This window comes from Thiorhodovibrio litoralis, from assembly GCF_033954455.1.
GTDB lineage: Bacteria > Pseudomonadota > Gammaproteobacteria > Chromatiales > Chromatiaceae > Thiorhodovibrio > Thiorhodovibrio litoralis.
This window is the reverse complement of sequence record NZ_CP121473.1, coordinates 3080776-3105562: the sequence shown is the minus strand read 5'-3', so window position 1 is coordinate 3105562 and position 24787 is coordinate 3080776. Positions and strand designations below refer to the sequence as shown.

The 24787-nt window shown below is 62.3% G+C and carries 21 protein-coding genes; 8 read left to right on the top strand and 13 right to left on the bottom strand.

The genetic code is table 11. The features are described 5' to 3' along the window. Window positions 1-41 precede the first annotated feature (41 nt). The 4 genes from pdxA to Thiosp_RS13745 form a co-directional block, all read right to left on the bottom strand. On the bottom strand, window positions 42-1073 hold the full coding sequence (pdxA, locus tag Thiosp_RS13760; RefSeq protein WP_201065093.1) for a 4-hydroxythreonine-4-phosphate dehydrogenase PdxA: 1032 nt from the start codon (window positions 1071-1073) through the stop codon (window positions 42-44). Then, a complete protein-coding gene (locus tag Thiosp_RS13755) occupies window positions 1063-2403 on the bottom strand; it encodes a peptidylprolyl isomerase (protein ID WP_201065095.1) in 1341 nt (446 codons plus the stop codon). The genes pdxA and Thiosp_RS13755 overlap by 11 nt, the downstream gene beginning before the upstream one ends. Window positions 2404-2515: 112 nt before the next feature. Further along, entirely contained in the window at window positions 2516-4714 is a 2199-nt protein-coding gene (locus Thiosp_RS13750; RefSeq protein WP_242518385.1) for an LPS-assembly protein LptD, read from the bottom strand. A gap of 7 nt (window positions 4715-4721) precedes the next feature. Continuing rightward, window positions 4722-4931: a hypothetical protein gene (locus Thiosp_RS13745; protein WP_242518387.1), complete on the bottom strand. Its 210-nt coding sequence runs from the start codon at window positions 4929-4931 to the stop codon at window positions 4722-4724. A gap of 263 nt (window positions 4932-5194) precedes the next feature. On the opposite strand from Thiosp_RS13745, the gene hemB reads away from it, so the two are divergent. From hemB to Thiosp_RS13730, 3 genes are read left to right on the top strand one after another with little or no spacing between them, the layout of a single operon-like run. After that, on the top strand, window positions 5195-6208 hold the full coding sequence (gene hemB / locus Thiosp_RS13740) for a porphobilinogen synthase (protein ID WP_201065098.1): 1014 nt from the start codon (window positions 5195-5197) through the stop codon (window positions 6206-6208). Window positions 6209-6233: 25 nt separating this feature from the next. Further along, complete coding sequence (aroE, locus tag Thiosp_RS13735) at window positions 6234-7058, top strand: shikimate dehydrogenase (RefSeq protein ID WP_201065100.1); 825 nt, start codon at window positions 6234-6236, stop codon at window positions 7056-7058. Between the two features lie 52 nt (window positions 7059-7110). Beyond that, entirely contained in the window at window positions 7111-7989 is an 879-nt protein-coding gene (locus tag Thiosp_RS13730; protein WP_201065102.1) for an NAD(P)-dependent oxidoreductase, read from the top strand. Between the two features lie 4 nt (window positions 7990-7993). On the opposite strand, the gene lysA is transcribed toward Thiosp_RS13730, so the two are convergent. The 4 genes from lysA to Thiosp_RS13710 all read right to left on the bottom strand — a co-directional run bounded on the left by lysA (window position 7994) and on the right by Thiosp_RS13710 (window position 10422). Further along, complete coding sequence (gene lysA / locus Thiosp_RS13725) at window positions 7994-9256, bottom strand: diaminopimelate decarboxylase (protein WP_201065104.1); 1263 nt, start codon at window positions 9254-9256, stop codon at window positions 7994-7996. 10 nt (window positions 9257-9266) lie between these two features. Continuing rightward, complete coding sequence (lptM, locus tag Thiosp_RS13720) at window positions 9267-9584, bottom strand: LPS translocon maturation chaperone LptM (RefSeq protein WP_242518391.1); 318 nt, start codon at window positions 9582-9584, stop codon at window positions 9267-9269. A gap of 141 nt (window positions 9585-9725) precedes the next feature. After that, window positions 9726-9896, bottom strand: coding sequence for a hypothetical protein (locus tag Thiosp_RS13715; RefSeq protein WP_201065106.1), 171 nt, complete (start codon window positions 9894-9896; stop codon window positions 9726-9728). Between the two features lie 202 nt (window positions 9897-10098). Next, window positions 10099-10422, bottom strand: a complete 324-nt coding sequence (locus Thiosp_RS13710; protein ID WP_201065108.1) for a tetratricopeptide repeat protein — start codon at window positions 10420-10422, stop codon at window positions 10099-10101. A gap of 147 nt (window positions 10423-10569) precedes the next feature. On the opposite strand from Thiosp_RS13710, the gene Thiosp_RS13705 reads away from it, so the two are divergent. The 3 genes from Thiosp_RS13705 (at window position 10570) to Thiosp_RS13695 (ending at window position 13691) form a co-directional block, all read left to right on the top strand. Further along, on the top strand, window positions 10570-11043 hold the full coding sequence (locus Thiosp_RS13705) for a hypothetical protein (RefSeq protein WP_201065110.1): 474 nt from the start codon (window positions 10570-10572) through the stop codon (window positions 11041-11043). Between the two features lie 17 nt (window positions 11044-11060). Then, entirely contained in the window at window positions 11061-12362 is a 1302-nt protein-coding gene (locus Thiosp_RS13700; RefSeq protein WP_201065112.1) for an MFS transporter, read from the top strand. 117 nt (window positions 12363-12479) lie between these two features. Next, window positions 12480-13691 (top strand): serine/threonine protein kinase, encoded by a 1212-nt coding sequence (locus Thiosp_RS13695; RefSeq protein ID WP_201065114.1) that lies wholly within the window; start codon window positions 12480-12482, stop codon window positions 13689-13691. A 116-nt stretch (window positions 13692-13807) separates the two neighbouring features. Here Thiosp_RS13695 and Thiosp_RS13690 read toward each other — a convergent pair whose 3' ends face one another. Continuing rightward, a complete protein-coding gene (locus Thiosp_RS13690) occupies window positions 13808-16930 on the bottom strand; it encodes an efflux RND transporter permease subunit (protein WP_201065116.1) in 3123 nt (1040 codons plus the stop codon). Continuing rightward, window positions 16931-18286 (bottom strand): efflux RND transporter periplasmic adaptor subunit, encoded by a 1356-nt coding sequence (locus Thiosp_RS13685; protein WP_323696470.1) that lies wholly within the window; start codon window positions 18284-18286, stop codon window positions 16931-16933. 299 nt (window positions 18287-18585) lie between these two features. Between Thiosp_RS13685 and Thiosp_RS13680 the strand changes: the two genes are divergently transcribed. Then, window positions 18586-19269, top strand: coding sequence for a PilZ domain-containing protein (locus Thiosp_RS13680; RefSeq protein WP_201068066.1), 684 nt, complete (start codon window positions 18586-18588; stop codon window positions 19267-19269). Window positions 19270-19306: 37 nt separating this feature from the next. On the opposite strand, the gene Thiosp_RS13675 is transcribed toward Thiosp_RS13680, so the two are convergent. The 3 genes from Thiosp_RS13675 to Thiosp_RS13665 form a co-directional block, all read right to left on the bottom strand. Next, entirely contained in the window at window positions 19307-20548 is a 1242-nt protein-coding gene (locus Thiosp_RS13675; protein ID WP_201068065.1) for an HD-GYP domain-containing protein, read from the bottom strand. A gap of 254 nt (window positions 20549-20802) precedes the next feature. Next, window positions 20803-22347, bottom strand: a complete 1545-nt coding sequence (locus tag Thiosp_RS13670) for a hypothetical protein (protein WP_201068064.1) — start codon at window positions 22345-22347, stop codon at window positions 20803-20805. Between the two features lie 180 nt (window positions 22348-22527). After that, window positions 22528-23949: a L,D-transpeptidase gene (locus Thiosp_RS13665; RefSeq protein WP_201068063.1), complete on the bottom strand. Its 1422-nt coding sequence runs from the start codon at window positions 23947-23949 to the stop codon at window positions 22528-22530. Between the two features lie 264 nt (window positions 23950-24213). On the opposite strand from Thiosp_RS13665, the gene Thiosp_RS13660 reads away from it, so the two are divergent. Next, on the top strand, window positions 24214-24777 hold the full coding sequence (locus Thiosp_RS13660) for an N-acetylmuramoyl-L-alanine amidase (protein WP_201068062.1): 564 nt from the start codon (window positions 24214-24216) through the stop codon (window positions 24775-24777). Window positions 24778-24787 lie beyond the last annotated feature (10 nt).

Here is a 24787-nt window from a genome sequence, read left to right as displayed (position 1 = left end):
TGCGGCGCGATGCGCGTCAGGGGGCGTTCCGGAAAAGACACTCATCCGCGCGAGCGGTCACCAGCCCTTTGCCGCGCCTTCACCATCATGATGGCAGTGACGATGGCCGCTTCCAGGCTGCCAGCGTCGGCCGCGCCGGTGCCGGCCAGATCGAGCGCGGTGCCGTGATCGACCGAGGTGCGGATGATTGGCAGGCCGAGCGTGATGTTCACCGCGTTGCCGAATCCCAGATGCTTCAGCACCGGCAAGCCCTGGTCGTGATAGAGGGCGAGCACGGCGTCGGCTTGCGCGAGTCGCTCGGGCACGAAGACGGTGTCGGCAGGCAGCGGGCCGTCCAGGTTTAAGCCTTTGTTTTGCAGGGCATGAATAACGGGGGCGATGATGGTCTGTTCCTCGTGCCCAAGGTGCCCGCCCTCGCCGGCGTGGGGGTTGAGGCCGCAGACCAGGATGCGCGGCTGCGACAGGCCGAAGTCGAGCCTGAGCGCGGCATCAAGGGTTCTGAGGATGCGCTCGAGCAGGTCCGCCGTGAGTGCGTCGGGGACCTGACGCAAGGGCAAATGGGTGGTGGCCAGCGCAACCCTCAGGCCGGGAGCCGCGAGCATCATGACCGGATCGCCGCCGCAGCGCTCGGCGAGAAATTCGGTATGACCGGAGAAGGGAAAGCCCGCGTCGTTGATGATGCCTTTGTGCACGGGGGCGGTCACCATGGCATCCACGCGCCCGTCACGGCAGGCGTCGCAGGCAAGCCTCAGGCTAGCGAGCACATGGTTGGCGTTGGCGGGGTCGAGGTGCCCCGCGCGCACCGCGACCGCCGGCGCTTGGCATGGCAGCAGCTTGAGTTGCCCGGCTTGCTGGGGCCGCGGCGGCAGTGCGGGGTCGAATGGGAGCAGTGTGAGCGGATAGCCGAGCGCGGCGGCGCGCTGCTGAAGCAGCGCCCCGTTGCCCACCACGACCAGTTCGGCCGGATGCTCATGCTGGGCGATGGCGGCGCATAGATCCGGGCCGATGCCCGCCGGCTCGCCCGCTGTGATGGCTAGGCGCGGGACAGACGCGGGGGCTGCGTCAGTTGGCATTGTCCGTGTCGGCGGGTTCGAGCTCTTCGAGGCGAACTTCCACGAATGCCTCGTCGCGCAGCCGCCGCAGCCAAATTTCGGTGGCATCCTCGGCCTTGTCCGCGCGGATGGCTTCCACAGCCTTCATGCGCAACAAGTCTTCGCGGGTGTCCTGATCGCGGCGCTCAAGCACCTGCACGATGTGCCAGCCAAAGGAGCTTTGGAAAGGCTGGCTAATTTCATTTGGCGGCAGGCTGTTCATCACTTTCTCGAATTTTGGCACCGTGTCGCCGGGGCTAATCCAGCCGAGGTCGCCGCCCTTGAGCGCCGAGCCGGTATCGTCGGAGTTGGCTCGCGCCAGCGTCTCGAAGGGGTCGCCGCCGATGATGCGCGTGCGCAGACGCGATAGCCGGCGTTTGGCGTCTTCGTCCGAGACCAGTTCATTGGTGCGGATGAGGATATGACGGGCATGGGTTTGGGTAATGGGCTTGGGATCATCGCCCTTGATGTCGGTGACCTTGATCAGATGAAAGCCGCTGGGACTGCGGATGGGGTCGGACACCTTGCCCTTGTCGAGCTGGCGGGCCGGGGCTGCGGCCAGGCTGGGCACATCGGCCATTTCGAACCAACCCAGGTCGCCGCCGTTGGCGGCGTTGCGCCCGTCGGAATTGGCCGCCGCGACGCGGCCGAAGTCCTCGCCGCCGCGCACCCGCTTGAGCAGGGACTGGGCTTTTTGCTCGGCCGCGCGGATGTCATCCGGGGTGGGCTCGTCGGGCAGGGCGACAAGTATATGCTGCAGGCGCACCTCGCGGCGCTCAAGCAGGGAGTCCGATTGGGTCTCGAGAAAACGGTCGATCTCGGGCTCGCTGACGCGAATGTCCTTGGCGACCTCCTGCGCCTGCAGGCGCGAGGTGAGGATCTGCATGCGGGTGTCTTCGCGGAAATCGTTGAAGTCGATGCCGCCGGACTCGAGCGTGAGCTGCAGCTCGTCGAGCGTCATACCGTTGCGCGCGGCGATGTTCTCCATGGCCTGGAGCAGGGTGGCGTCGTCGACTTCGATCCCGATCATCTTCGCGCGCTGAATCTGTAGCCGTTTGAGAATCAGACGATCGAGCACCTGTTGCTCGAGCTCTGCCCGCGGCGGGACGGCGGCACCGCTCTGCTGGAGCTGGGGCAGCAGCAGCTCGATTTCGTTCTCGAGCTCGCTTTGCACGATGACATCGTCATTGACCACGGCGACGATGGCGTCAAGCGGCTGGATGGTGGCGGCGAGGACCTGTGGCTGAACCAACGCGGCTGTTAGCAGCAGTGCAGGCAGCAGCCACGCCCTTGTCAGCCATGCCCGTGTCATCCATAAAGGGCACCGTCTTGTGGAAGCCAGCGAGTCTGGATTCGCTGAACTGAGAGAAGGCTGGACGATTAAGGCTGCGAATCTGTGGGGAAGGATGCAAGTTTGGCGCATGTCAGTTGACCTGGTAGCCGTAAATTTCACTCGACAGAAAGCTGTCGATCGAGTTGCCGATGCTGCCGAGCCCTGCTAGCTCGAGCTGAACCATGACTGAATTGCTGCCGGTGGAGTCCGGGCTGTTCTTGAAATGGCGCCCAACAAGGCGCAGTCGCCAGCAGCACTGACCAAATTCGACTCCCGCGATGGCCTCCATCGTGCGCTCATGCTGCACCGAGTAGAGCCAGCGACCGATAAATTCGGCGCGGCCGTGGTTGATCGGCCAGCGAAAGGAGATATCGGTGTCTTCATAGCTGTTGTCTTCGCTGGTGCCCAGATCGAAGCGATAGGCCAGGTTCACCAGACGGTCGTTGGCGGGATGGCGATACTCAAGTTGCAGCGCGCGCTTTTCCCAATTGGTGTCTCCTGCTACCGCGGCCGAATCCCACTGCACGCTCGCGCGCCCGGACCAGTGATCGATCAGCTTGGCGGCAACCTCCCCGGCAATGGGCGAGCCCGACCGGGTTTCTTCCGAGCCGTCAATCTGCACCTGGCGATCGGCAAAGTAGATGATATGCCCGAGACTGGCGCGAAAGAGCTCCTCTCCCGTGTCATGGCCTAGGGTGCGTGAGGTTAGGCCCAGGGTGAACTGGTTGGCGTCACCGATGCGGTCGCGCCCGGTAAAGCGATTGGTACGGAAGAGGTTGGAGAAGCTGAAATCGAGCTCCGAGCTGTCGAAGACCGGGGTTTCGCTTTGGTCTACATATGGCGTGTAAAGATAAAACAGCCGTGGCTCGAGCGTTTGCAATGCGCTGGCGCCAAGCCAGTTGATCGGGCGCTCGAACACCAGACGTCCGTCCAGGTCGAAGGTAGGGATGACATGGGACGGATCATCCGGCAACCCCTCCTCCTGGTCCTCAAGTTGATACTGGCTGAGCTGCACACCCAGGCTGGGAGTCAGGTGCCCGAAACTGCGTTGCAGCGGCAAGCTCAGGCGCGGCGAGAGCGTGAAACGCTGGCCATGAACCAGTTGGTTGTGGTCGAAGTAATCGTATTCCGCCTGGAATCCCCCCTTCAGGCCGGCACCAAGCTCGAAGTCTTTGGTGGTGAGCAGAATCTGCGGCAGGCGTCCGTAAGGGCGATCCTCGGGGGGGATCTCGGAGTCGACGGTCTGGTAGGCCTGCATGCTGCTAAGGAGTGTCCAGCCGTTGCCGGTGTAGCTCAGGTCCCCGCGCTGGATCAGATACCTGGTGCTGGTGACATCCAGGCTGTTGCCGAAGTCTTCCAGGTAGTTATCGTCCGAGACCAGGTTATAGTCGATGTAGGTTCCCCACCTTTGCTGGAATTGTCCGTTCTGTTCGACATGGATCGCGCCGCGGGTGTGCGAGCCCTGGTCGTAGGCGCCGTCATTGGGGATGATTTCACCGCTGATGGTGCCGTGATCCTGGCGCGTCAGATAGCGGAATTCCGCTCCGAACATGGCGCCGCGCTTACTCATGTAGCGCGGGTAGAGAGTGGCGTCCATGTTCGGGGCCAGGTTCAAGTAATAAGGCTGCGTAATGTCGAAACCGTTGTCATCCGAATTGCCGATGCTGGGCACCAGAAATCCGCTCTTGCGCCTGTCGTCGATCGGGAAAGTCGCCCAAGGCGTGTAGAGGATGGGGACATTGCCGAGGAACAGCTTCGCATGGCGCGCCTTGCCGCGTCCGCTGGCCTTGTCGAGGTCGAGCTCTTTTGCCTGCAATGACCAAGCCCGGTTGCCCGGCGGGCAGGCGGTATAGTGCACGTCTTTCAGGTGCATGAGCTCGGGCGAGGCGATCTCGACCTGATCCGCGCGGCCGCGCAGATTGGCCTTGCCGCTGAAGCGGTACCTGGCATGAGCAATGGAACCCTGGTTGCTGTGGAGGCTCACCTTGGCATCCTCGCCAAGCAGGCGAAGCCCGGGGTAAGCAAGGTAGGTCTCGCCGCGGGCGGTAATTTGTCCGGTTTGGCGCTCAAGCAGCAGCGAACTCGCATCGACCTCTTGCGATCCGCGTTTGAGATGGACGCCACCGAGCAGTTCGGCGACGTCGGTGTCCTGGTGATAGATGAGTCCGCCGGCTTCGACGTCGATCGGCGTGAGTGGGCCAGGGATGGGCGCCTCGGAGAAGGGGCCGAGCCGATCCGGTCTGGCACCACAGTATTCCCAGGGGAGTCCCTGATTCAGACGCGCGACCATGGCCGCCTCATCGGGCTGGGATGCAGGTCGGGGTGGTTGTGTTGTCTGGGGCGATGGCGCCTGAGCAGATGACGTTGGGACAGGTGCCGTTGGAACCGATGGCGCCGGAGTTGATCGTGCTGAGGTCGATGGTGCTGGAGTCGATTGCGCTGAGGTCGCGCCGGCCATTGCGCTCAGTGAGAACACAAAGAGGAATGCGGCTGAGCCGAACGCGCATGCACGACTGGGCAGTTGCGAAGCCGCGCCTAGCGCAAGAGGCAAAATTGAAAGCAGCGGCGTTTGCAATGGTCGGGTCCGGTCTGTCATTGGGGTTGGTATTCGGGCCATTGGCATCGCACAAGAGGGCAAAAATCGCACAAATGGGCATTTGCTTCAAATCGGCGTGCGTTTTTGCGGTTGGAGCGGGACTTCGCTTCCGGTATCTTATCGGTCCGTTGATCGCTTCGGTCTCATTCTCAACTCGAGAGAGCTTTCGCCGCCATGCCTGATATTGCCCCCATTCGCGCCGCTTATCCCGTCACCCGCATGCGCCGCATGCGCCGCGATGATTTCTCCCGCCGCATGATGCGAGAGACCGTGCTGACCCCCGATGACTTCATCTACCCCGTGTTCGTGCTCGAAGGGCGCGGCGAGCGCGAGCCGGTGCCATCCATGCCAGGTGTTGAGCGCCTCAGCATCGATCTGCTGGTCGAGGAGGCGCGCGCGATCGCCGCGCTAGGTATTCCGGCGATGGCGCTGTTTCCGGTCACGCCCATGGGGGCCAAGTCGCTCGATGCGCGCGAGGCCTTCAATCCGGACGGGCTTGCGCAGCGCGCGGTCAAGGCACTAAAAGACGCCGTGCCCGAGCTTGGCGTGGTGACGGACGTGGCGCTCGACCCCTTCACGACTCATGGTCAGGACGGACTGATCGACGACGCTGGCTATGTGATGAACGACGCCACCGTGGAGGTGCTGGTCAAGCAGGCCGTCTCCCACGCCCAGGCTGGTGCCGACATCGTCGCCCCGTCGGACATGATGGACGGGCGCATTGGCGAGGTGCGCCAGGCTTTGGAGTCGGCCGGCCACATTCACGCGCGCATCCTAGCCTATTCCGCCAAGTATGCCTCGAGTTTCTACGGTCCCTTCCGGGATGCAGTGGGTTCAGCAGCCAACCTTGGTGGGGGTGATAAGTATAGCTATCAGATGGACCCGGCCAATTCCGACGAGGCACTGCATGAGGTGGCGCTTGATCTCGCTGAGGGCGCCGACATGGTGATGATCAAACCCGGCATGCCATATCTCGATATCGTCCGCCGGGTGAAAGACAACTTCGGCGCGCCGACCTTCGTCTACCAGGTGAGCGGCGAGTACGCGATGCTCAAGGCCGCCAGTCAGAACGGCTGGCTCAATGAACAAGCCGTGGTGCTGGAGGCGCTGACCAGCATCAAACGCGCCGGCGCCGACGGCATTCTCACCTACTACGCCAAGCAGGCCGCGATCTGGCTGAATGGCTGACCCTGGCGAGCCCAATGGAGGGGACATGACAGACCGTTATGCCGTGATTGGCAATCCGATCGCGCACAGCAAATCGCCCGCCATTCACGCGGCGTTCGCCGAGCAGACCTGCCAGGATATGGAATACGCTCGGATTCTCGGTGACCCGGAGGACTTCGCCGGGGATGTGCGTGCCTTCGTGGCAGCCGGTGGTCGTGGTCTGAATGTCACGGTCCCCTTTAAGGAACTGGCCTGGGAGCTGCTTGACGATCTGAGCGAACGGGCGCGCGAGGCCCGTGCCGTCAATACCCTGAGCGTCTCCGACGGTGGTCTGCTGCACGGGGACAATACCGATGGGGTTGGGCTGGTGCGCGATCTGGCGGACAATCATGGCTTCTCCTTCGCCGGGCGTTCGGTGCTCCTGGTGGGCGCAGGTGGCGCTGCGCGCGGCGTTGTGCTGCCGCTGCTGGAGACCGGCATCGCCGTGCTGACCATTGCCAATCGCACCCCCGACAAGGCCGTGGCACTGGCGGATTCGGTCCGCAACCATGGGCGGGTCAACGGGTGTGGTTTGAACGCGCTCTGGGAGCAGCGGTTCGATTTGATCATCAACGCCACGTCCGCTGGTTTGGTAGGGACAGTGCCCGAGCTCCCGCCGCGCTGTCTGGCCGACCTAGGCTGGGTCTACGACATGTTCTACGGGCCAGAGCTCACACCTTTCTGCCGCTGGGGGCGAGAGCAGGGCGCAAAGCGTGCATTGGACGGTCTCGGCATGCTGGTTGAGCAGGCGGCGGAATCCTTCCTGATCTGGCGCGGCTTGCGACCGGATACTGCACAGGTAATCAGTGCGTTGCGCGCGGGCCAACTATAAGCCGGCCAGGTACGCGCATGTGCGAAATTCTTATTTATAGTGTGAGGTAACCATGAGCGCAGACACATCGCCACGCCTGGCCGTCCTCGGCCTGGGACTCCTGGGCGCGGAAATCGCGCTGCGGCTGAAGTCTCAGGGCTTTACCGTCACCGGCTGGAATCGCACCGCAGCAAAAGCCGAGGCGCTGGCCGAGCAGGGTATCGAGCCCGCCGCCAGCGCTGCAGCCGCCGTCGCAGCAGCTGACCTGACCCTGTTGCTGCTGAGCGATGCGGCGGCGATTGAGGCCAGCCTGCTCGATGCCGACCCAGTCCCTGAGCTCGCCGGCAAGTGCGTGGTGCAGATGGGGACCATCGGGCCGGAAGAAAGCCGGCGTCTGGCCGCTCGCGTGGCGGAACGCGGCGGGGACTATCTGGAAGCGCCCGTGCTCGGCAGCCTGCCCGAGGCGCGCAGCGGAAACCTGCTGCTGATGGCAGGCGGCGACCCTGCCTTATTCCACCGCTGCGAGCCGGTCTTCCATGCGCTCTGCGAGCAGCCGCGGCACATTGGCGAACTTGGCCAGGCCGCCGCCCTCAAGCTCGCCATGAATCAGCTCATCAGCGGATTGACAGCGACTTTCAGCCTCAGCCTGGGTCTGGTCAGACACGAGGGCGTCGATGTAGAACTGTTCATGTCGCTGCTGCGCGGCAGCGCGCTCTATGCCGCCACCTTCGATAAAAAGCTCGATAAATACCTCAGTCACGACTACAGCTCGCCCAATTTCCCCCTCAAGCACCTGCGCAAGGACATCGCGCTGTTCCGCTCCGTTGCCGGGCCCGCCGGCATCGACACCGCCCCAGCGCAAGCGCTTGAGAACGCCTGCGAACGCGGCATGGCCGCCGGATTGGCGGAGGCCGACTACGCGGCAATCTATGAAGCCCTGACGAAAGTATGAAGCGCTAACCCAAGGCACTGGCAGCCGGCAAACGCGACTCACCCTCAAACAGGTCGGCAATGCTCTCGCGCGCGCGAACAAGATGGAGCTGATCGCCGTCGACCATGACCTCGGGCGCGCGCGGGCGGCTGTTGTAGTTGGAGCTCATCACAAAACCATAGGCGCCACTGGAGCGCACGGCGAGCAGATCGCCCTCGGCCAGTGCCATCCGGCGCTGTTTGCCGAGGAAATCCCCAGTCTCGCACACCGGGCCGACCAGGTCGTATGCGTGTACGTCGCCTGGGCGCTCAACCACCGGCACGATGTCTTGCACGGCCTGATACAGCGCCGGGCGGATCAGATCGTTCATCGCCGCATCGACAATCGCAAAATGGCGCTCGCCGTTGCGCTTAATGTGCTCGACCCGGGTCAGCAGCACGCCGGCATTGGCGGCGATGGCGCGACCGGGCTCGAGCAGAATCCGATAGGGCCGGGTGCCGAGATGCTCAAGCAGTGCGGTCACATAATCCGCCGGCAGAGGCGGGCGCTCATCGGTGTAGCGCACGCCCAGGCCGCCGCCAAGATCAAGATGCTCAATGGGGATACCAAGGCGCTCCAGCTCATCGGCCAGGGCCAGCACCCGCTCGAGCGCGGCGACGAAAGGACCGAGCTCAGTGAGCTGGGAGCCAATGTGGCAGTCGATGCCGACCACGCGCACGCCTGGCAGCGCCGCAGCCTGCTGATACAGAGCCGCGGCATTATGGATGTCGATGCCGAATTTGTTCTCGGCTAAGCCGGTGGCGATGTAGGGATGGGTGCCTGCGTCGACATCCGGGTTGACGCGCAGGGACACGGGCGCGACCTGGCCTAGCCCGTGGGCGATATCAGCGATGCGCTCGAGCTCTGCAGGCGATTCCACATTGAAGCAATGGATGCCGACTTGCAGCGCGCGGGCGATTTCATCGGCTCTCTTGCCGACGCCGGAGAACACCACCTTGGCCGGATCGCCGCCGGCGGCCAGCACCCGCTCGAGCTCGCCGACCGAGACGATGTCGAAGCCTGAGCCCAGGCGGGCCAGCACGTCGAGCACCGCCAGGTTGGAGTTGGCCTTGACCGCGAAGCAGATCAGATGATCATGCGCGCCGAAGGCGGCGTCGAACGCGCGCCAGTGGCGCTCAAGTGTGGCGCGGGAGTAGACATAGCAGGGCGTGCCATGGCGCTCGGCGATTTGCTGCAGGGGCAGGTCTTCGGCATGGAGCTTGCCGTCGTGGCGGGCAAAAAAATCCATCGTGTGCGAATCAGTTGCCGGACATATCCGGCATGGGTGCGGGAATGACGCCGTCTGACGAGGCGTCTTCGATTGTGTCGATGTCCTGCAAGCTTTCGCCCGACTCAGTCGGTCCAACAGGGTCTAGCTGCGACTGCTGGGCTTGGTCGGAGGACTGGCCGTCGGTCACGGCTGCCCCGGGCTTAGCAGGTTTTGGGTCGGGCAGATAGAGATCGCCTTTTTGGCCGCAGGCCGCAAGAGAGAACGCAAACAACAGAAAAAGACCCGCGTGCATCGCCGCCTTGGATGGTGAAAAGCGATACGCGCGCGGTGGTGTGATGGTCTTCATGTGGCCAGGCGAGATTTGACTGAGCAAGCTGTGACTAAGCGAGAATCTGACGAGGCGAGCCGGCGGCTTGGGGCGATGCGGCGAATTTGGTTGCACCTGCAGGCTGGGATGATGAAAATCGCGCGAAACGGTTGGCGTCCGTCAGTGCGAGCCTGGCGGTGGCGGGCCATTGTGCTGGTCTTTTCCGGTAATCTGGGCAATCAGTTGCATCAGCTGATGTTGAGCCTGTTTGGCCCAGTCAGGCTGTGGGACATTCCAGCCGATGAACATGCCAACGGTGACCCAGAAAAGAATCATTATTAGTGCCGACATGGATTTTCCTCTTTTGGCGGCGTGCAGGCGCTCTTGGTCTTTAGGCTCTGTTGGTCTGCATGCGCCGGTGGTGGGCAGAATTTTGCGTGCAACTTGTCGCTACGAAGCGGGATTCTAACATTGCCAGCACGGGTTTCGAGGCGATTTCACCCGCGAGCGCGCGGTGCCTGCAATGGCCACGAAACAGCGGTTGCTCGGGAGGCTATTGCGACAATGCCGCGGCGGCCCGCTTGCGGAACACGCGCATTTCCTTGACGGCCTGGGCATCGCCTTTCTCTTCAGCCCGGGCAATGCCCTGGTCGAGTACCTCGATGGCACGCTGGTACTCACCAAGCGCGGCAAGCGCCTTGCCGTAGAGTTTCCAAGCGGCGGAGTAGCTTGGGTCTTGCGCGACGGCCTCGGCGAGATGCTCGGCGGCTTGTTCCGGCGCATCCATCTTGAGATATTCGTTGCCCAGGCTGAAGCGCAGCAGCGCGGAGTCCTGCCCGCGCTCAAGCATGGTGAGAAATTGATCGACAGCGGCCATGATGCGTTCCTGATGATATAGCGAGCTGATGAAGTAACGACCTGATCATATTGCGACCTGATCATGTTGCAATCAGCAACGATGCAGCGATTGTGTTGTTGTCCCACTCGTTAACGACTCTTTTGCTGATTTTGGGGAGATTTGGCGATGAACAAGACAAAAAACAGCCTGAGCCCGTCGCGGCGGCAGCTGATTCTGTGGTTGGCGCAGATCAACTCTGTCGTGGTGTTGACGGTGTTGGCCTGGGTGTTGCCCGGATTCGCTGCCGTCGAGCCAGTGCCTGGGGTGCAGCAACCCTTGCTGATCGCCGCACTGGTGTCGCTGCCGCTGGCGTTGCTGATCGGCCGCTGGTTGACGACCCGCGCGCGCTGGGATGGGGAGAATCGCGCTGACCCTATCGCGCGCGCCACGGCAGCGAAGAGATCAGCTGGCTCGTTGCATGCCGAGTCGGATGCGGGCCGTGAGATCGGACTTTCGGTCATCGCCTGGGCAGTGTGCGAGTTGCCTATGGTACTGGGCTTTGTTTATGCGCTCTTGGGTGGCGAACGGCTCTATGCTGTCGTTTTGGGTGCGGCGAGTCTGTTACTCTTGCTGCTGCTTCGCCCGGATTTCGCGAGTTGATGGATGATTTTGCACAGATGAACGACCTTCATACCTACCACATCGGCCCCATTCAGCTCGCTCCCGGTGTGCTGCCGCGTCACGGTTGGAGTTTTCTTGGCGTCGGCTTTCTGTCCATTGGGCTGATGACCTTCATCGCCATCGGCCAGACCTATATCCTCAATGAGCACCTGGGGATCCCCGAGTCGGAGCAGGGTGGCATCAGCGGCAATCTGGTGTTCCTGACCGAAATCGTCACCCTGCTGTGCTTCCTGCCGGCGGGCATTTTGATCGACCGCATCGGCCGGCGGTCGATCTACGCCGTCGGTTTTCTGCTGCTGGGGCTGACCTATGTGCTCTATCCACTGGCGCACTCGGTCGGGGAGCTTTACTACTATCGCGTCATCTACGGGCTTGGCGTCGTGGCTGTGGCGGGCGCCCTGTCGACGGTGCTGGTGGACTATCCTGCCGAGGCCTCGCGCGGCAAGCTGGTCGCGCTGATCGGCGTGCTGAGCGGACTGGGCATTGTCTTTACCAACCAGGGTTTTGGTGCTGTGCCGGAGGCGCTGATCGCCAAGGGCTTCAGCGGCGATCAAGCCGGGCAGCTGACGCATTTTATGGTCGCGGGGCTGTGCGTGCTGGCCGCGGTGCTGGTGATGCTGGGGCTAAAGCCCGGTATCCCGATTCTGCAGCAGGAACGCCCGACCGTTAGCACTCTGTTCAAGAGCGGCTTTGCGGCGGCACGCAGTCCGCGCGTGGCTGTGGCCTATCTGGCGGCCTTTATCGCTCGCGGGGATCAGTCGGTGAATGCGACCTTTCTCATTCTGTGGGGCACCCTGGCCGGCAAGGCAGCAGGCATGGATGCCGGCGAGGCGGTGAAGAACGGCACCCTGATTTTTGTCATCGCGCAGATCGCGGCGCTGGTCTGGGCACCCATTCTTGGTCCGCTGATGGACCGTATCGACCGCGTCAGCGCGCTGGCGCTTTGCATGGTACTGGCGGCCATCGGTAATCTGTCCCTATTGCTGCTTGATGATCCACTGGCCAGCCATGGACTGATTTTCTATATCCTGCTCGGCATCGGGCAGATCAGCGTGTTTCTGGGTGGTCAGTCGCTGATCGGTCAGGAGGCACCGCGCGAGAAACGTGGCTCAGTCCTCGCAGCCTTCAACATTTCCGGTGCCATTGGCATTCTGTTGATCACGCTTGCGGGCGGCTATCTGTTCGACGCCGTTGATCCGCGCGCGCCCTTCGTGGTGGTTGGCGTGATCAACATCCTGCTGTTTTTTGCCTGCCTGGGCGTGCGACTGCGCAGTGGCCCCATGCTGGTGCGGGCCTGAGCGCGCGGGAGTTCTCGCGGGCGCGGGGTGCGAGCACCGGCCGGCTTTACTGTGCCCGGGCGACGCTTTTTCATGCTATTGTCGCGGCCCGGAATGATCTCGACACAGGTGAAGGGGATGGGGCGAAATACCTCGGGGAAGGTGCTGGCGCCTGGCACGCAGTTGCGCGAGCTGACGATACGCGAGCATCTCGGTGGCGGTGGCTCTGGTGTGGTCTATCTGGCCGATCACAGCCTGTTGGGCGCCACCTATGTCGTCAAGGAGTTTGTGCCGCGCGATCTGGCCTCCCGCGCGGACGATGGGCAGGTGGCTCCGCTGCCAGGCAAGGAGGCACAGTTCGAGCATCTGCGCAAAAAGTTCCTGCAGGAAAGCCGCATGCTGCAGGAATTGGCGCGCCCGCGTCCGCACCCGAACCTGGTCATCATCGCTGATGCCTTCCAAGAAAATGGCACTGTCTACCTGTGCATGGTGTACGAGGCATCGAATACCCTCGGGGACTTTCTGGCGCGCAAGCCCAAGCTCGAGGAGGAGCGTGTCAGCGGCTGGCTGTTCCCGCTGCTCGACGGCTTGGCGCACGCCCATGCCCGCCAAATCTGGCATCGCGACATCAAGCCGAGCAACATCCTGCTGCGCGACGACGGCAGCCCATTGCTGATCGACTTCGGTGCCGCGCGCTGGGTGCATCCCGACAGCGAAAAGACCGTCATCCGCCAGATAACCCCCCAGTTTGCAGCACCCGAGCAGGTTCTGCATGGCGAGGTTGGTCCCTGGACCGATATCTATGGCATGGCCGCCACCTGGTATTACGCCCTGACCGGTCAACCGCCGATGCAACGTCCGTTGCCGGATGGCTGGCAGACGCCGCTGTTGGACCGCTGTAGCGAGCAATTTCTGAATGCACTCGGCGCCGGGCTCGAGCTGGAGACGGCAGAACGGCCGCAAAGCATTGCCGCCTGGCTGAAGCTTTTTGGTGTCACGCCAAGTACCCCCGCCGCCGCCGGTTTGCGCGCAGCTAAGCCCGTCGATATCAAACCGCGCTCCGGTTCAACCTGGGGCATGGATACTGAGGCGATTACTCAGTTGGATACGGCGATAGGTCTGGATGAAGGGGATGCGGAAATGGCCCCCGACATGTCTCAGGCCAAGGTCGGTGACCAGACTTTCGGCCCAGTATCAGTGCCTTGGGAACCACAGGATGAAAATCCACGATCCGGAGCAAATTCAACACACCAGCCAAGGCCGGCATGGCGAGGCCCCATCCTGCTTGCGTTGGCATTGGTGTTGCTCGTCGCGTCGGCATTGGGGCTGTTTTTCCTGCTGAAGTCCTGACCTCTGCCTGTCTCGAGCCCAGATGCCGCCGTTCACCGCTTTGACATCTCTCGGCACTTCCCGGTGTGGCGTCGCCAGGTAAGTTTTATCCTTTCTTGCGTGCGTCTCGGCAGACTTCAGTGCACCGCAGCCCGCCGCCACAGCAAATATATCGCCGGCAGCACGAACAGACTCAACAGCGGCGCGGTGACCATACCGCCGACCATGGGGGCGGCGATGGGGCGCATAACCTCTGAGCCGACGCCGCCCTGGAGCATGATGGGCAAGAGTCCTGCAAAGATGGTCGCGACCGTCATGGCTTTGGGGCGAATGCGAAGCACCGCGCCTTCCTCGATGGCGGCTTTCAGGTCTTGCTCGCTTGCCAGAGTTCCGGCGCGGCGGGCGTCGGCCAGGGCGTTGTCGAGGTAGACCAGCATGATGACGCCGAACTCCACCGCCACACCAGCGAGCGCGATGAAGCCGACGGCGACGGCAATCGACAGGTTGTAGTCGAGCAGATGGATCAACCACAGGCCACCGACCAGCGCGAAGGGCAGCGACAGCATCACCAGCAGCGCCTCTGATACGCGGCCAAAGGTCAGATACAGCAGCACGAAGATGATCAGCAGCGTCAGCGGCACCACCAGGGTCAGGCGCTCCTGGGCGCGCTGCATGTACTCATACTGGCCGGACCAGGTGAGCGAATAGCCGGGCGGCAGCGCAACCTGCTCGGCCACCACCTGCTTGGCCTCGCTGATCCAGCGCCCGAGGTCGCGGCCGCGGATATCGACGAAAGTCCAGCCGTTCAAGCGCGCGTTCTCGCTCTTCAGCATGGGCGCGCCGTCGGTGATCACCACCTCGGCGACCTGCTCGAGCGGAATCTGGGCGCCGCTAGGCGTGACGATGGGCAACTCGCGCAGCTTTTGCAGATCGTCGCGCTGCTCGCGCGGGAAGCGGATGTTGATCGGATAGCGCTCCAGTCCCTCCACACTGCGGCTGACATTGATGCCACCGATAGCGGCGGCAACCAGATCATTGATGTCGCTGACATTCAGCCCCACCCGCGCGGCGGCGAGCCGGTCCGGGCGAATCTCGATATAGCGCCCACCGGCGACTCGCTCCGAGAAGGCCGAGGTGGTGCCATCCACCTGCATCACCGCACGCTCGACCTGGGTGCCGATGCGTTCGATCTCGGACAGATCAGGACCGGCGATCTTGACGCCCACCGGGGTCTTGATGCCGGTCGCCAGCATGTCGATGCGGGTTTTGATCGGCATGACCCAGGCGTTGGTCACGCCGGGTAGGTCGACAGTCGCGTCCAGCTCGTCGATCAGCTTGTCCAACGTCATGCCGTCACGCCACTCGGACATGGGCTTGAGCTGAATCAGGGTCTCGATCATGGTCAGCGGTGCCGGGTCGGTGGCGGTATCGGCGCGACCGATCTTGCCGAAGACACGCTCGACCTCGGGCAGGCTGGCGATCAGCCGATCGGTCTGCTGCAACAGCTGCCGCGCCTTGCCGATGGAAATGCCCGGCAGGGTGGTCGGCATGTACATCAGGTCGCCTTCATAGAGATCGGGCATGAACTCGGTGCCGATGTGTTTCAGCGGCCAAGCGGCGCTTAAGACCGCCAGCAGTGCGACGCCGATGGTCAGCTTCGGCCAGCGCAGCACCGCGCGCAGGCCGGGGCGATAGAGCCAGATGAGCCCACGGTTGAGCGGATTGGCAGTCTCACTCGGGATGCGCCCGCGCACCAGATAGCCCATCAGCACCGGCACCAGGGTGACCGCAAGCCCGGCCGCAGCGGCCATGGCATAGGTCTTGGTGAAGGCGAGCGGGCTGAACAGCCGCCCTTCCTGAGCTTGCAGGGTAAAGACCGGCAGAAAGCTCAGGGTGATGATCAGCAGGCTGAAGAAGAGCGCCGGGCCGACCTCGGCCGCGGCTTCGCCGATCACCCGCCAATGGTCCTCGCCGCGCGGGCGCTCGCCATGCGCGACCTCCCAACGCTCAAGATGCTTGTGGGCGTTCTCGATCATCACAATGGCCGCGTCCACCATGGCGCCGATGGCAATGGCAATGCCGCCTAAGGACATGATGTTGGCGTTGATGCCCTGGTGTTGCATGATGACGAAGGCCGCCAGAATGCCGAGCGGCAGGCTGATGATGACCACCAGCGCCGAGCGCAGATGGAACAAAAAGGCGATGCACACCAGAGCGACGACAATGAATTCCTCAATCAGCTTGGTCTTGAGGTTGTCCACCGCACCCAGAATCAGCCCGGAGCGGTCGTAGGTCTCGACGATCTCGACCCCGTCGGGCAAGCTCGCGCGCAGGGCCTCGAGCCGATTCTTGACCGCCTCTATAGTGGCCAGCGCATTCTCGCCCGAGCGCATCACGATAATGCCGCCGGTGATCTCGCCCTTGCCGTCGAGGTCTGCCACCACCCGGCGCATCTCGGGGCCGATCTGCACTCGGGCGATGTCGCGCAGCAGCACCGGGGTGCCCTCGGGGCTGGTGCGCACTGGGATTAACTCGATATCCTCAAGCGAGCGCAGATAGCCGCGCGTGCGCACCATGTATTCGGCCTCGGCCAGTTCCAGCACCGAGCCGCCGACATCGCGGTTGGCGTTCTGCACCGCTGTGATGACCTGCCGCAGCGGGATGCCGAAGCCGCGCAGCTTCTCCGGGTCGACCACAATCTGATACTGGCGCACCATGCCACCGACGGTTGCGACCTCGGCCACGCCGGGCAGGGATTGCAGCTCGAACTTCAAAAACCAGTTTTGCAGGCTGGTCAGCTCGGCCAGATCATGCTGACCGGTGCGGTCGACCAGCGCATAGCTGTAGATCCAACCCACGCCGGTGGCATCCGGGCCGAGACGCGGTTGCACGCCGTCCGGCAGATCGGCCGCAGCCTGATTCAAATACTCGAGCACCCGGGCGCGCGCCCAGTAGAGGTCGGTGCCGTCCTCGAAGATCACATAGACATAGCTGTCGCCGAAAAAGCTGTAGCCGCGCACCGCCTTGGCACCCGGTACCGACAGCATGGTGGTGGTGATGGGGTAGGTGACCTGCTCCTCGACCACGCGCGGCGCCTGGCCGGGAAAGCTGGTCTTGACGATCACCTGCACGTCGGACAGATCGGGAATGGCATCCAGCGGCGTGCGCGCGAGTGAATATAAGCCCCAGGCCGTCAGCGCCAGGGCGGCGAGCAGGACCAGGAAGCGGTTGTTGAGCGACCAGGCGATGACCGCTTTCATCTAGTGGGCTCCATGTCCGCCGGCCGCTGCCGCGCCTTCGGCATCGGGCTCGGGCCCAGTCAGGCGCTGGAAGCTCGCCTGCAGGTTGGATTCTGAGTCGATCAGGAACTGCCCGGAGGTCACGACGCGATCGCCCGCCTCAAGGCCGGAGAGAATCTCCACCGCGCCATCACGCTGCATGCCGGTGACCACGTCGACCGGCTGGAAGCGTCCGTCGCCGAGCGCCAGCACCACGCTCTCGCGCTCGCCGGTCATGATCAACGCCTCGGCTGGGATCTTGAGCACCTCCTTCTTGGGCCCACCAAAGATCTCCACATCGGCGAACATATTCGGCTTCAGGCTCAGGTCCGGGTTGTCGAAGATTAAGCGCACGCGCAGGGTGCGGGTGTTTGGGTCCAGCTCTGGGTAGAGATAGTCGACCTTGCCTTTCCATGTCCGCCCAGGCCGCGCCGGCACGCGCATCTCCGCTGCGGCGCCCGGCTTGAGCCAGTCGATCTGGTGCTCGTAGACATCGACCATCACCCACACGCGGCTTAAGTCCGCCACCCGAAACATCTCGGTGGCCTCGGTGACATACATCCCCTCGCGCGCGGCGATGTGGGTGACGATCCCGTCCATGGGCGCGCGGATGGGAACTCGGTTGCGCGGTTCGCCGTCGCGCTCGATGGCGGCGATCACATCGTCCGGCACCGCCAGCAGCCGCAGCAGATTGCGCGCCTTGTCCGCGCTGATGCGGCGTTGGCCGCCGCCTTCGCGCGAGAGCAGAAAATCGACCTGGGCGGACAATATCTGCGGCGCATAGAGCTCCGCCAGCGTCTCTCCCTGTTTCACCGGCTCGCCCTCGGCGCGCAGGTCGAGCGCCTCGATCCAGCCCGGCGCGCGCGGATGCACATGCGCAAGGCGCGTCTCGTCATAGGTCACGCGCCCGAGGGTGCGGATATAGCGCCACAGGGTGCCGCGCTCAGCCGCCGCCGTGCGCACCCCGAGCGTTTGCACCACCGCAGAAGCCAGGCTTACCTCCGGATGCTTGCCGGTCATGGGGTCGAGCCATTTCTCGACCAGATCCATGCCGCAGATGGGGCAGGTGCCGGGTTCGTTCTTGATGATCTGCGGATGCATGGGGCAGACATATTTCGGATCGGCATGCTTGCGCGCATGCTCGATCAGGCTGTCGTCTTGCGCCTCGGCCCGAGATTCGCTTGGGGCAGTGCTGTCCGCTGGCGATTGGGCCGCGATTGCCACGCCGCCGGTGCCGCCCCAGAGAAGGGGAGTCCAAAGGATGAGGAACACCCTGGTCATGCGGGCTGATGAGGTCAGAACCAAGCCTGTAACGGGTTCGATTCGTGATAGGAACATGCTCAATCTCCGCGCTCAAAGGGCCTATCGGCCTTGTTGCCAACTGGGAGGCTGTCCCTGAGGTTCAATCGGTTCTTCTCAGGTCGATCACGAGGCCGAAAGCGCCGGACAAGCCGGGAAACATAGACTCGATAAGATGAGGGGGGCTGAGAGGATGGACAAGGGCGGGCGGTCAGACCGCCTCAGCGGTGGCCGATCACGACGAAGGGTGATTGAAGGTCTGCCATTCACGGACTGATTCAAGTAGAATTCTAGGACATGCTTTCTTACATAATTCGGTTATCAATAGGTTTCTGGTTATGACTGCCCATGATCGTCGCAACAGTAGTGCGATGCTTGAAAGTGCATCAGAGTCCGAGAAGGGAAATCAGGATTTCAAAGTGTCTTGTGGGATTCGCGCGACCATTCAGATTTCCAATGATTCAGAGCGCGTGATGGGCCGGATTATTGGCGTGAGTGAGGGCGAGGTGCTCATGGTGCGGGTGGCGCCGAGCGATATTTTTAAGGATATTCGCGACAATTGGCCCGATGTGGTCATGCGCTTTGCTGTCGAGGGCAATGTCTACGGCTTTAAGTCACCGATTTTGGGGACTTTGGAGAATCCCTCGGTAGTGTTTGTAAAGTGGCCACACGATGTTAAATCCGTACAATTGCGCGTGCACGAGCGGGTGCCGTGCTTCTTGAATGCGGGCGTCGCCTGCAATGATCAGCGCCGTGAGGTAGTGATTACAGACTTATCCGCTGGTGGCTGTCGTATGGCGTTCAGCAAGGGCGGGGATGCCGCCGAGCTTGGTATCGAGGCGGATGTGGAAATCTCGATGGATATCTCGACCGCTACTGCGGGCAAACAGTTGATTCGCGGCCGAATCAAGAGCATGACTAAGGAGAAGAGTCCCAAATGCGGTGTGATGTTTGAGCATCTCGATCAGGATCAGCAACTGATGATCGATCAACTCATGGATGACATCCGTTCGATTTGGTAAGGATGGATTGCTCGGCTGAACAGTTAGCTTTGGTCTTTCAGGCGGGAGCGCCTTGCATGCCGGACCATAACTCGTTCAAGTCCGAGAAGTCCCACTCGGCCGGGTCTTCGCGTCCGGCGATGGATTCGGTGGCGCCTGCCCCGGAGAGGTCGATGACTTTGGGTGCAATGCGGGCACGGGAGCGGGTGGAGTAGAACGCCTTGACCTTGGGCTTGAGCAGGGACCCGCGCGACTGCTCCAAGACCACGGCGAGCTTGCCGGATTCGAGCCTGACCAGGGAACCCACCGGATATATCCCTAAGCTTTTGACGAATGCCTGGAAGATGCGCTGATCGAAATGACCATCGGCCCATTCCGCCATTTTGCGCAGGGATTCTGCCGGGTCCCAGCCCTCTTTGTAGGGCCGGTTGGAGGTGATGGCATCGTAGACGTCGCAGACTGCGCCCATTTTGGCGAACAAACTGATCTTGGAGTCGTTTAAGCGCTCCGGGTAACCAGAGCCGTTGGTTTTTTCATGATGATGCAGACAGACATCCAGGGTGACCGCTCCGATTGATTTGGCCACCTTGAGCAGCATGCGATGGCCTTCAGCCGGGTGGCGTTTCATGATGGCGAATTCTTCGTCGGTCAGCTTGCCGGGTTTGTTGAGAACTTCGGACGGCATTTTCGCCTTGCCGAGATCGTGCAGCAGACCGGCCATTCCGGCTTGCCGGAGTTGATCCGTGTTCAAATTCAACTGCCGCCCCAGGGCCATCATCAAGGCGCAGACGGCAACCGAGTGCATGTAGGTGTAGTCATCAGCGGTTTTCAGTCGGGCGAGACTCAAAAGCGCGGCCGAGTTGCGGTTGACTGACTCGGAAATCTCCTCGACCAGAACCCGCGCTTGCGCTGAGTCCACGGCCTTGCCCATGCGCGCGTCCTCGAACATGGAGGTGACGGCTTCCTTGGAATGGGCGCAGATTTTTGCCGCGCGGCTCAGTTCATCGCTAATCGGCGTAGATTCTGGCTTTACGGGCTTGGCTGCAGCCTGCTGGATGCGCTGCTCGACCCTGGCCTTGTTCTCTGATGCGTTAACGACTTTGGTTCCGCTCGGGACATCACCGCCTTTGCTAGTGTCGATCCAGACCTCCTGAATGCTGCTGGTGCGCAGGGTATGGAGGTCTTTCTCATCGCTGAGCAGAAAATTGGATCGCCAGAACGGGTGTTCCATCCAGGACCCGCAGAGCTCATGGATGTGCATGCCCATGACGAGCTGATTGACACGGATTTTTTTGAGCATGGGTGTGAGAAGAGCGTGCAGGGAAATGTACGTGACTCAATGTGGGTGCTGCGGCGAAAGCCCAAACGGTCGGAGTTGCGCGAAACCCTGAAACGCGACAACTCAGCCATTCATCATCTGCCTTCTGTCACATCATTGCAATATTCGGGGCACTCGGCGAATGCGGATGTGGCGGGGCGATGTCCCTAAGGGGCCGCTCGGGTTAGAACTCATGAATTCATCCGGGGTGGGCGGGGCATGAACGGTGGGTGTTGTTAAAGTTCGTCGGTTCCCATGAGCGTCTGCTCTTTGCGGTCGGCGGTGGCTGAGACACTCTGCAAGGCATTGGCGAGTGTCTGCCAGTTGGCATCGGCGGGAATGCGGGTGCGGAAGATGCCCGCCGCCTTGCCGAGGAATTGCCCGAGCTCCCAGGCGCCTTGGTCGGTAGCGGCATTTTCCTTAAGGAGTTGCACGGTCGTGTCAACTGACAGCTCGTCGTCGTCTGACAGGTAGCCCACGGACCAGATTTCGCGCATCGCAAGCCCACCCACCGGCTTGGGCTCCGGGGCAATAAATGTCAGCTGAGTGCGGCTGTTGTCGACGGATTGGACGAGCGAGATGGTTCCGCTGGAATGAGTTTTGTAAGCGATTCCAGCGGCTTCAAGTTGTTGGCGAAGCCCTGCCGGCTGAGCCGGCGGCTCGGTTTCGGCGCTCGGTGCCGGGGCTTGTTGCGGCGGCACTGGCTGCTGGTCTATCTGATCCTTGCGCACTGCAAGCATCAGGTTATCGGTGCGCGCCGAGGCGTGATAGCCGAGCGGGAAGGGGAGTTCATGGACCTGCTCAGCGGTGGCGAAGGCGTTCCGCAACGCGTTGCCCTGGCGGTAGAGTTGGTCGGTGAAGACGGAAATGGGCTCGCGATATTGGCCGAAAAAGGTCTGATCCCAGACCTCCTCGGGGAAATAGCGCAGCGGCATGCCGGAGTCCTCCTGCAGGCTCAGTACCGCACGGTCGCGAAACAGAGAGCAGGCGTCTTCAAAGCCCCGGTGATGGCACAGATAGCTTGCGGCTTTCATGTACAGGTTCGATGGCGGCAGCCCCGCGACATAGTGTTTGAGGCCGGGCGTATTGGCGAAAGCCTGATTGCCGAGATCGCCGCGCCAGTACCAGACATGGCGCATGCGACCACTGCGCCCGTCCTGAAAGGCGATACGCGCGCCTGTGGCTTCAGGCAACGGGGCCTGATGCGGGATGCCGTCCTCATCGAGGCGCAGATAAGTGATGTCCTTGATGGTATGGCCACGATGGACGATGAAGTAGGACAGCAGCGGCACGGTGCCATTGTGGCGAAAGTCCTCGCGCATGGCCTTGGTGCGGAAAAAGGTCAGGCGCAGAAGATCCTCGGTTGAGCGAATCACGCCGTTGTAATAGGTGCTGTTGAGTCGCTCACGGCCGGGAATCTCCCCGAGTGGCTCGAGACCGAACATGTAAATGTTGGTGGCCCGCGGAAAGAACAGATCGGCATAGAGGAAATCGGCACCGGCAAAGGGATAAAGCAGGTCGCGCCCCTGGTTCACGTCAGGCGGCAACCACTGGTCGCGGAAGCTTTCCACCTTGTCATGCTGTTGGGTGTTGTAACGCTGCCAGGTCCGCTGGATTTGTTGATGGTAGTTTTGCCAGGCGGCGGAATCCATCAGGTCGGCATGGGGGGAGCTTTCGCTGACCTTAAGACCGGCCAGGATGCGGATCGAATCGTTCAGCGGGTTGGAGCGGACGCTAACGGCTTGTTTGGCCAGAGCCTCGGGATCGGCAGGGCTGACCATGGCCAGTCTGGGGTGAGTGCTTGAGTTAGAGCTGGCTGACGGGTTAGCTGGGGATTCTGGCTCTTGGGCGAATGACGGGCTGCATAACAGGAATGCCAGCGCGACGAGCAGCAAGGATTTTGATGACGTGTAGGACATGGATGCAGATTCTGAACGAAAGGTGCTCTGTTGACCAAGTTCTTATTCAGCCGCCGTCATTTGCATGTGCGCGGCCAGAGGGTCCGGGGTGACCCGGACCTGGGTTCCGACTGAGACGGATTGAAAGAGAAATTTTATCGCGTCGGCGTGCATGCGGTAGCAACCGGAGGATGCGGCGTGCCCGACGCTATGGGGTTTATTGGTGCCGTGAATGCGGATGTAGGGAAAGCCCAGGTTGAGCGCATAGGCACCGAGTGGATTGTGTGGTCCAGGGCCCATGCTGCGGGGGAGCTTCGGGTTGCGCTTGCGCATTTCTGGCGGCGGCGTCCATGTGGGGTGAGAGCGTTTCTGGGTGATCTCGGTTTCGCCAAAGACGTGGTAAGACCAATGGCGTCCGACGGCGACAGGCCAGACGTAAACGGTTCCATCTCTCGCTTGATAAAGAAGTTTGCGGTCGGAGACGGAAATGAGAATGGAATCCGGTCCCAGCGGGGAGGCGGCATAGTCGAAGGTGGGTCCGCCTTGTCCGAAATGCGGTGGCGGCTTGGGGGGAGTTGGTGGCGCCTGCGCGGCTGGTCGTTCGCCTTCGGGCGGCGCATTTTCCAGGCCTGATTGGGGGCTTTCGGGCGGGGTATCGGCAGCGGTGGCCGAATTGGCTGCTGCGGTCGAATCGGGGTTGGGGGCATTATTTGGTGCGATCTCGTCTGCCGCTGGGTCATCGGCGTCGGGCCAGGCTGACAGGCCCTCGGGGAGGGGTACGGTAGCCGGCAGACATTCGGCCCCGCGCTGGCGCAGGCTGGCGCACAGCGCATCGCGCTCGGCGGCATTGCCGGCGACGGCCTGCAGCGCGATATAGCCGTGGAGACTTCGGTAGACCGGAAGCGCGTCCGTCAGCAGATCCGGAAAACGCGCCAACAGCGACTGCCAGCCCTGCTCGGCGATGTTGCGCTGGTGGTAGAGCGCGAGTTGGATGCCAGGGCGGTCCCCTGTCGGAGGCCGGATTTGGGAGGGGCTTTGCGGCTGGCGTTGCGGCTGGCTTTGCTGCTGGGATTGGGGACGGGAGGGCGGCGGCGTGTCGCCTTGATCGGTTGTCGATGCGATCGGCTCCGGGTTCGGGCGTGCGGCTGAAGAGTCCGGGGCCCCGGTGAAATTCGCTTGAGTGACGAAACATTGATGGCCTGCCTCCCGCAGTCGCTGGCAGCCGCCTTGGGCGTCGCCATCGCCCGGGAGCCCGATCAGGGTGTAGACCCAGTCGCGCTCGACCACCTGGGGTTGCAGACCTGAGACGGCTTGCGAATAGTGTTTTTGGAGTGAACGCCAGGCGGACCAGGCTGCGGCTTCTTGAGGGTGGTCGTCAATGTGGACGACGGAATGGGGTTCCGCGAGCGCCGGGTGACTGGGCGCAAGGTAGGCCGCGGCGATGACAGGCAGCCACAGGCCGCGCTTCGGTACTCGAAACATCATGATTTTTTGCAGGTCTTGTCGGCGGGAAAGATTCTGACCGCGGACTATGATAAAACAACCAAAACGCCGGCGTGTTCTCAGGGCCGATCCAGGCTTTGGGGGAAGTGCTGGTGTTATCGATGGTCCGATCGATGTTATTTACGATCCGATGTTAAGTTTAGCAGCGCGTCGCGCGAATGCGACTGATCGGACGCGCTTTTTTTGGTCATGGTCTTGGCCCGAACCCCTGGGTGCTGCGATGGGGTGCTGCGATGAGGTGCTGCGATGAAAGGCATAGTCCTGCTGTCTTTGTTGTTTGGGGTTGTCATGCCGATTGCTGCGGTCGATGACAGAGTGCCGGTCACCGGCAAGGCGCGCGAGGGGTCTGTGCGCAAGATCGTGCTGCATGCCACCGGCGGGCCGGATTGCGATGCCTCGCGCAGTTTTCGCGGCGGCAGCCTGGATGGCATTGTGCAGCACTTCCTGCGCAATCGCTCACGCATTAGCATCCATTATGTGATTGGGCGCGATGGTCGCGTCGTTGCCATGGTGCCGGAGTCGCAGATCGCCTGGCATGTGCGCGGGCACAATCAGGACTCCATCGGTATCGAACTGGTCAACGACGGCGATGGGATCGATCAATACACCGACCCCCAGATCGATTCCCTGATCGAGCTGCTGCGCGGGCTGCTCGAGCGCCACGGGCTTGGTGTCGATGCGATCAAGACGCACGATGAGCTCGATGATTCGACGATCGTGTGCAACGGTGTCGTCATTAAGCGCAAACAAGACCCAGGGCGGGCCTTTCCGCGCGAATGGGTCATCGCGCGGGTCGCGGCGAGGGACTAACTATGGAATT